This window comes from Alexandriicola marinus, from assembly GCF_004000435.1.
Taxonomy (GTDB): Bacteria; Pseudomonadota; Alphaproteobacteria; order Rhodobacterales; family Rhodobacteraceae; genus Alexandriicola; species Alexandriicola marinus.
Map to the genome: position 1 here is coordinate 1 of NZ_RBVZ01000031.1, position 7824 is coordinate 7824.

Sequence of the window (7824 nt, forward strand, 5' to 3'; positions counted from 1 at the left end):
CGGACCACCCGATGGGGGCAGGCCATCATCGTCTGTCTCCTCAGTTGGAGAACAGGCTAACCTCAGATCGAGGATTTTTCAGGGGGAAGGCCATCTGCAATCGGTCAGCGGTGAATGGATCAGATCATGCTGACACCCTCTTGATCCGCAGGTAGCTTCGCCCCAGTGCGTCGGGAACGCCCAGGCAATCCTATGTGAGGCAGAGAACACTAGAATATCATCGACGTCGTATCAGTATTTCTTGGAATCAGGGCTCGCGCAGGGCCTCGCGGGAACGGTAGAGCGGCTTCGTGAGATATTGGAGCACGGTCTTCTGGCCGGTGTGCAACTCCACCGCGGCCTGCATGCCCGGGCGGATCTCTATGTTGCGCTGACGGTCATCGCGCTGTCCGAGGTCGACCCGCAGCGTCGCCCGGTAGGTGGGCGGCAGGTCGGCGCGCCGATCATCCTCGAACGTGTCCGCGGAGATCACCAGAACTTCTCCCGAAAGGGAGCCATAAACGGTGTAATCGTAGGCCGTAAGCTTGATCGTCGCCCTCTGCCCGGGGACAACATTGGCGATATCCTCGGGCCGAATCCGGGCCTCGACGAACAACTCGTCGCCCAGAGGAATGATCTCGAAAATCTCTTCGCCCGGGCGGATCACGCCACCGATCGTCGTCACATTGAGGTTGTTGACGACCCCGCGCATCGGCGACGTGATGATCGTGCGGGCCAGTTGATCCTCGGCCACGCGCAGATCCTGGCGCAGCTGTGCGAGTTCCTGCAGGGTTTCGGAATAGGCACTGGCACGCTCCAGCTCGGTGCCCGTCACGATCTCGTTATACCTGATCTCGGCGTCCGAATGGGCGTTGCGGGCACGGGTCACCTCGATAAGGGCGGCGATCTCGCGGGCCAGAAGGTCCTCCATCACGTCGAGTTCGCGTTTCGTCTCGGCGACGATCCGGGCCGCTCCTTCGGTGCGGCTCTGGTAGTCCGCCTGCCGGGCCGCCAGGAGCGCGCGTTCCGAAGACAGGATATCGGGGCTGCGGGCCGCGATGTCGGCAGGTACGTCGAAATCATGCGCGCCGTCCATTTCGGCCTCGAGCCGCATGCGGCGGATGTTGGCCGCGTCGATCTGCTCCTTCAGATCATCGACGCGCGACTCGAAATTGGTGGCCCGCAGACGCGCCAGCACGTCGCCGGGCGCGACAACGTCGCCTTCGGTGACATGCAGTTCGGCAAGGATCCCGCCCTCGAGGTTCTGGATGATCTGGGGCCTGTTGGCCGAGACGATCTCGCCTTCTGCCCGAACAATTTCGTCGATCCACGCGAATTTCGCCCAGACGAGAAACAACAGTACCGTCGCGGCCACCAGCCAGATGATGAGGCTGGGGCCTCGCAGGCGCCGTTCGAACTCCCCCTCCCAGAGCGCCATCAGCCGGCCTCCCGCCCGCGTCCGAGATGAGCCAGCACCTCGTCGCGGGGCCCGTCAAGTGCCAAGCGTCCGCCCTGGAGAACGATCACCCGCCCGGTCAGGGACAGGATCGGCATGCGGTGGGTTGCGATCACGGCGGTGCGGCCAGAGAGCCATTCGGACATGCGGGTGACGATCGCGGATTCGAGCGTCTGGTCGAGCGCGGCGGTCGGCTCGTCCAGAAGGCAGATCGCCGGGTCCTGCAGCCACAGCCGCGCCCAGCCGATGGATTGCTGCTGACCGACCGAGAGGCCCGCGCCGCCATCACGGATCTCCATGTCGAGCCCCTTGGGATGGGCGCGCACATAGGGCCCGATCCCCGCGAAATCGAGCGCCCGCAGAAGCCGGTCATCGTCGCGTTCGAGAAGCGTGAGGTTGAGGTTGTCGCGCAGGGTGCCGGCGAACAGGCGCACCTCCTGACCCAGATAACCGATCGACCGGCGCAGATCGCGCGGCATGACCTGCCCCATATCGACCCCGTCGATCAGGATGCGTCCTCCGGTCGGCTGATAGAGGCCCGACAGAAGCCTCAGAAGCGTGGACTTCCCGGAGCCGTTCGAGCCCAGAACGGCAACTTTCTGCCCCGGCTCGATCGCGAGCGCCGCGATCTCGAGAGAGCGCGCGCCATCCTCGTCATAGGCATAGACCACGTCGCGCAATTCGAACGACCCGCGGATCGACTCGCGGCGCAGGTACATGCGGTCTTCGGCCTCGTCCTGTTCGGAACAGGCGACCTGATCGAGCGCCTCCAGCGAGGCCTGCACGTTCGACCATCGCGCCAAAGTCGCGGATAACTGNGACCTGATCGAGCGCCTCCAGCGAGGCCTGCACGTTCGACCATCGCGCCAAAGTCGCGGATAACTGGGTAAGGGGCCCAAGCGTGCGCGAGGTGAGTATCCCCACGGCGATGATCGTACCCACGGTGAACTCACCTGCGAAGACCATGAAAGTACCGGTGACCACAGCCGCGACATAGGTCGCCTGCTGTACCCCCTGGCTCCAGAAGGTCAGCGTCGAGGCCAGCTTGCGCTGCTCCGATGTCGCGTGGGATCCCAGCGCCGTGAGTTCCGACCAGATGCGACGGAACCTGTCCTCGCCGCGATGCGCCTTGATCGTGTCCACATTGTAGATGGCCTCCTGCAGGAGGCGGCTCGACCGCACGGACGAACCTTGCGAGGCGCGCGTCAGGTCGATCATCCGCTTCTGCAGAAAGAAAGACGGAAGAACCATCAGGATCCCGCCCGCGAACAGCACCCAGACAACGTTGCCCCCGATCGAGGCGACAAGGGCAAGGAAGAGCACGATGAACGGCAGATCCGTCAGCGTGCCGATGGTCGACGCGGTGAAGAATTCCCGGATCGAGCCGAACTCCCGGACCGCAGCAAAGGTGCTGGAGGGCGCGGCGGCCGAACTGCCCGACCGCATCCCGAGGATACGGTCCATCAGCAGCCCCTGAACCTTGATCTCTATCTGACGTCCGGCGCCGTCCATCAACCTGGCCCGGGCGATCCGCAGGAACGCCTCCAGAAGCATCGCGATCCCCGCCCCGATGGCCAGCACCCACAGAGTGGCGATCGATTGATGAGGGATCACGCGATCATAGACCTGAAGCGAGAACAGCGCGACGGCAACGGCCAGCAGGTTCGCGACCAGCGATCCAAGCGCCACCTCGAAGATATGGCGGCGGAACTGGCCCAGCTGCCCCCAGAACCAATGTGCCTGCCGGCCCTTCTCGGCGTGTCGGCGGCCGAGCTCGGCCACGCCCACATCTGCGCGGATGATTGTCCCGGCAAAGACCGCGCGGAAATCCTCCATCTCGACCTCGGCCCGGTTCGCGGGCCGGGTGGTGTCATAGACGATGAGCCCCGCGCTGGTCTGCTCCAGAACCAGGACGATCTGACCAGATGTCATTTCAGCGAGCGCGGGCCACAAGTCGGGCTGAAGACGGGACGGCCGGGCGATGCGGGTCATGAGCCCCGCGACAGTCAGGGCGCCCGAGATGAGCTGCGGTGAAATCTCGCTTCCGCCGTCCCGCGACATCCGTTCGAGGATGTCCCGGCGGGAGACGTCGACGCCAAGCATCCCGGCATAGACGGCCGCGAGTTCGGCACGGGCCTCGATTCTTTCGCGTTGCCTGCCGCTGACAGGCCGCTCTTCCGGAGCCGTCGCCGCCGGTCTCGGCGCGTCCGCGACGCTCGTCCGTGCCGGTTCGAGGCTGTTGGCCGCGATCGCGTCGAGCGTCAGACCCAGATCCCGGGTCTGTTTTCCGGTCTCGGTCTCTCCGACCCGGCGCAGGCGTGCGCCTCTTGTCCGGCCGACATCGAAGGCAAGAACAGGTTCGCTCACATCTTGTCTCCATCGACCAGCAGGCCCAGCCGCTCGGCGATGCCCAGTTCGGCGAGCACAATCTCGTATTGCAGGCCAACCGCCGTTCGATCGGCACGTATCTTCGTCTCGAACACACCGACCACTTCGCTTACACCGCGTTGGCCGGCACGTTGCTGCTCAGCGAAAAGTTCATAGTTTTCGGTGGCCTGGCGGGCGAGCGCGATCGCCTCCGAATGCTGCCGGCGCAAGCTTTGCAGCCGCCCCTCGAGCGCAGCGATTGCACGCTCTGCGGCCTCGCGTTCGGCGCCCACGCGCGCGGCGGCGGCCTGTTCCTCGGCCTCGATGGCCCGCATCTGTGCCCCGATGCCGAAGCCGATCCCGTCCGACCCGGCGGTCAGGGCGGCATCTGCCCCGTCCGTCCCGACGGAACCGCCGAGGCTCACCCCCGGCAGCATACCTGCCTGCGCAGCGCGGGCGCCCGCAACGGCGCGGGCGCTTTCGGCGCGGGCCCGCATCACGCTCAGGGCCTCGGCGGTCAATGACGGCGTCTGTCGGGCCGAGAGACCGGTCAGGGTGGTGACGGGCACGGCGGCCATGGCCTGCAGCTCGCGCAGTGCCGAGGCGGCGGTTTCCCTGTCCGACGCCATGTCGGCCGCCATCTGATCCTGCTTCTGCGTCACGACCTGAAGGTCGGCCCTGTCGGAAATTCCGGCGTTCACGCGTTCCCGCATGACATAGGCGAAGTGGTCCATCCGCTCCATTGCCTGCGCGGTGACATCGGCGCGCGCGCGCGCAGCCTCCGCCGCGACATATAGCTCCAGCGCCTGCATGACCCGCGCATTGCTGTCCTCGGCAAGCGCCACGGCGGCCACCTCGACATCGTGTCGGGCAAAGTCACGTTCGGCCCGGCGGGCACCGTGATCGATCAGCGCAGCATTGAGCACGAGATTCGCGACGACAGATCCGAGCGACGTCAGGCTGACACTTGGTCCCAGCGTCGGAAGCCAGTTGTAGCTTTCGGCCTCGGCGCGCAGGAGTGCGGCCCGCAGATCGGCCTCCGCCGCGCGGCTGTTGGCGGCCATGACCGCATTCGCCACATCGCGCAGCGGCCCCGGCTCGAGCACGGACCGGCGCAGAAGCAGCGCCTCGATCACCTGCGAGGTCGTGCCGTCTTCCATCTCGGGGTCGAGCGTGAAGGACGCATCAGTCACCGCGAGATCGACGCCTGGCGCGCCATCGGAACGTGTCACACCGGCCGCGTCACCGGGCGCACATCCCGTCAGGCCAACAGCGATGCCGAGGATTGCCAGCAATCCCGTCATCCGGCCTGTTCTTCCCGTTCCCGACTTCACGAAGGGTCTCCCCTGTCCACCCGGTGCCCGCATCTGGGGGCGGACGGGGCCGGTTCTGCCGGCCCTCGTCATCTCGTGCATCAGGTGATCACGTTGATCGTTTCATCGATGATCAGCGTCCCACCGTTGTCGCCAAGGTCGTAGTGGACATAGGTCTTGCCCGCGATCTCGGAGGTCTCGGAATTCGAGACTGCGCCCACGATCCTGACGGTATCGTCAGCGCCGCCATGGATCGTCAGCATGTTCGAAAATTCCGATAGCGATTCTAAATCGCTATCGGAAAGAGCCAAATCAGCGTCAAAGGCCGCCTGCAAGTCGATAGCCTCGATATCGAAATCATCGAGCCCCGGATTTCTGACATCGATCCGGTCTGTTCCAGCGACGTCAACGGCCACGAATGTCGCAGATGAATTGCCATTTACATCGGTTACATTGACCACAAGCTGCGACCCATCACTGATGGATGCTTCGAAATCTAAGTTGAGTGATCCTTCAACCAGATCGACCTCCTGAGCAGCAGGGAAAAGTGAGACGCCCCCATCACGCGTGACCGAGAATATCTCGACTTCCTCACCGGCATTTGCGATCGTAATACTTTTTAACCCATCACCGGTAATGGTGAAACTTTCCAGATAGGAGGGATCAGGTGGAATCGTATCCACAAGGAAGATATCGCTGATCATAGATGTGTTTCCGGAGGAATCCGTCGCTGAAATCAGCACCTCCGCCTCATATTCACCCTCCTGAACCTCGTCACTGGTGAATGTCACGGTCCACTCGCCTTCATCGGAGACCCATGCCGCGCGAGTGGTGCCTTGGAAGGTCACGTCAACGGTTGATCCGGGCTCCACAGTACCACCAAGGGTAATCCCGTCATCAGCCTCTGCGCGATTGACCACGTCGTCACCTTCGACAAGCTCATCGGAAAAAAAACTGCTCACAATCGTATCGACCTCAATCTCTCCAGAGATTGTCGTCACGTTGCCAGCCAGATCGGTTGCGGTGATCGTCAGGCTCTGAACGGATTCGCCGATCGGAACGAGGGTCTGCGGCACAGAGACCGACCACAAACCCTCCGCATTGGCAACAGCCCCAAGAGACGCACCCGCAAATGATACAGCGATCTTGGCTCCAGCATCGGAGGTGCCCGAAATCGTCAGCCCGCCATCGATATCCGGAGTGCTGATTACATCATCCCCTATTATCGGCGAATCCACAGCCAGACTTACATCCGTGTCAACACGCACAGACTGAGAAACGACGGCCGTATTTCCTGCAGCATCGGTAGATGTTACCTTTATTACTTGATCATACACACCGAGCTCAAGCGCATCGGAAGCGATGATCGCGCTCCATGAGTCACCTTCGACCAAAGCAGGAAAAACCCGGCCATCGATTTCGACTACGACGGCCGATCCCGGTTCGACAGTTCCAGATAGTGTGACACCGCGCGTAAGTTCAGCTCCGTTGATAAAGCCATCTTCGGAAACCGGGACATCAAGGGTCAGACTCGCAACTGTATCGATCAAGAGTGTTTCGTTCAGAACGCCGACGTTTCCCGCCACGTCACTGGCGGTGATCGTCACCTCCTGTTCATACTCTCCGGATGTGAATGCACCGGCCGGAATCGCGACGAACCAGCTCGCGCCTTCGACCGTTGCCGAATACTCGGCATCGCCAATCGATACAACAACAGTCGCACCCTCATCAACGGCACCTGCCAGAATGACGTCACCTTTCAATTCATCCGCGTTAATCACATCATCGCTCGTGACTGGACGATCCAACGTGAGACCGATTCCGGTATCGACAAGGAAGGTCTCGGTGATCTCCGAAGTGTTTCCTGCATCGTCCGTCGCAAAGACAGTCAGGCTTTGCTCATATCGACCAGGGGGTAGGAAATTTGGTGGGATTGAGACGGTCCAGATGTCGTCGACGATATCCGCAACAAACTCTTCACCGTTGATCGTCACAACAACGACAGAGCCGGGATCTACTCGACCGGATAGCTCCAGACCATTTGCAGCTTCGTCTTCGTTGATTGTGCCGTCACCAGATATCGGGCTTTGAATGGAATTTTCCAGCGCAGTATCGACCGAGAATGTCCCATTGGTTGCGAATTTGTTTCCGGCCTCGTCGGTTGCCGTCACGGTGACTTCCTGCTCGTATTCACCCTGCGGAAGGTCGCCTGGTTGAATGATGACCTCCCAGACCGAACCATTTACCGATGCATTGTAATCGATGCCGTTGATAGACACGACAACACTTGACCCCGCTAGAACAGTGCCAGATAGCAAAATCCCCTCGGCCTCCTCGCGGGCATTAACGACTCCATCACCACCAACTGCGCCGCCTCGAAACGTCAGGACAGTGTCAATCGGGGGGGGAGGCGTATCATCTTCCCCGTCGCTGTCGTCATCTCCGTCGCCGTTATTCTCCCCTCGTCCGCTCTCTGCGGTGGTCGACAACACTGTCGCCGCCAAGCCGCCCGTTGCAGCAATTGCCCATCCTATCGGATCGAGCGACAAGAACCCATTCAGCATTGTATTTTCGTCGCGAGCGGGTGTGCCGGCCAGTGAGGAGAGTGAGGATCCTGCCTCATCGAATATCAACGAGTCGAAGTCGTTCATCCGATCCGCTTCTTCGGAATAGGACAGGAAGTACTGGAGTGCCCCCACTGAAGTGGTC

Annotated in this window: 3 protein-coding genes and 1 pseudogene; all 4 read right to left on the bottom strand. The window is 62.0% G+C overall.

All coding sequences use genetic code 11. The features are described from left to right. Positions 1-247: 247 nt before the first annotated feature. The 4 genes and pseudogenes from EP376_RS22130 to EP376_RS22145 all read right to left on the bottom strand — a co-directional run bounded on the left by EP376_RS22130 (position 248) and on the right by EP376_RS22145 (position 7766). On the bottom strand, positions 248-1417 hold the full coding sequence (locus EP376_RS22130; protein ID WP_127657660.1) for a beta-barrel domain-containing protein: 1170 nt from the start codon (positions 1415-1417) through the stop codon (positions 248-250). Next, positions 1417-3685, bottom strand: a pseudogene (locus EP376_RS22135) (ATP-binding cassette domain-containing protein). The gene EP376_RS22130 and the pseudogene EP376_RS22135 overlap by 1 nt, the downstream one beginning before the upstream one ends. A 113-nt stretch (positions 3686-3798) precedes the next feature. Next, a complete protein-coding gene (locus EP376_RS22140) occupies positions 3799-5136 on the bottom strand; it encodes a TolC family protein (RefSeq protein ID WP_203331232.1) in 1338 nt (445 codons plus the stop codon). Positions 5137-5216: 80 nt separating this feature from the next. Next, positions 5217-7766: an Ig-like domain-containing protein gene (locus EP376_RS22145; protein ID WP_127657662.1), complete on the bottom strand. Its 2550-nt coding sequence runs from the start codon at positions 7764-7766 to the stop codon at positions 5217-5219. Positions 7767-7824: the final 58 nt, after the last annotated feature.

What these genes read in the sequence shown, in the direction of transcription:
- EP376_RS22130 (WP_127657660.1), bottom strand. Translation starts at nt 1,417, where the DNA reads ATGGCGCTCTGGGAGGGGGAGTTCGAACGGCGCCTGCGAGGCCCCAGC.
- EP376_RS22145 (WP_127657662.1), bottom strand. Translation starts at nt 7,766, where the DNA reads ATGAACGACTTCGACTCGTTGATATTCGATGAGGCAGGATCCTCACTC.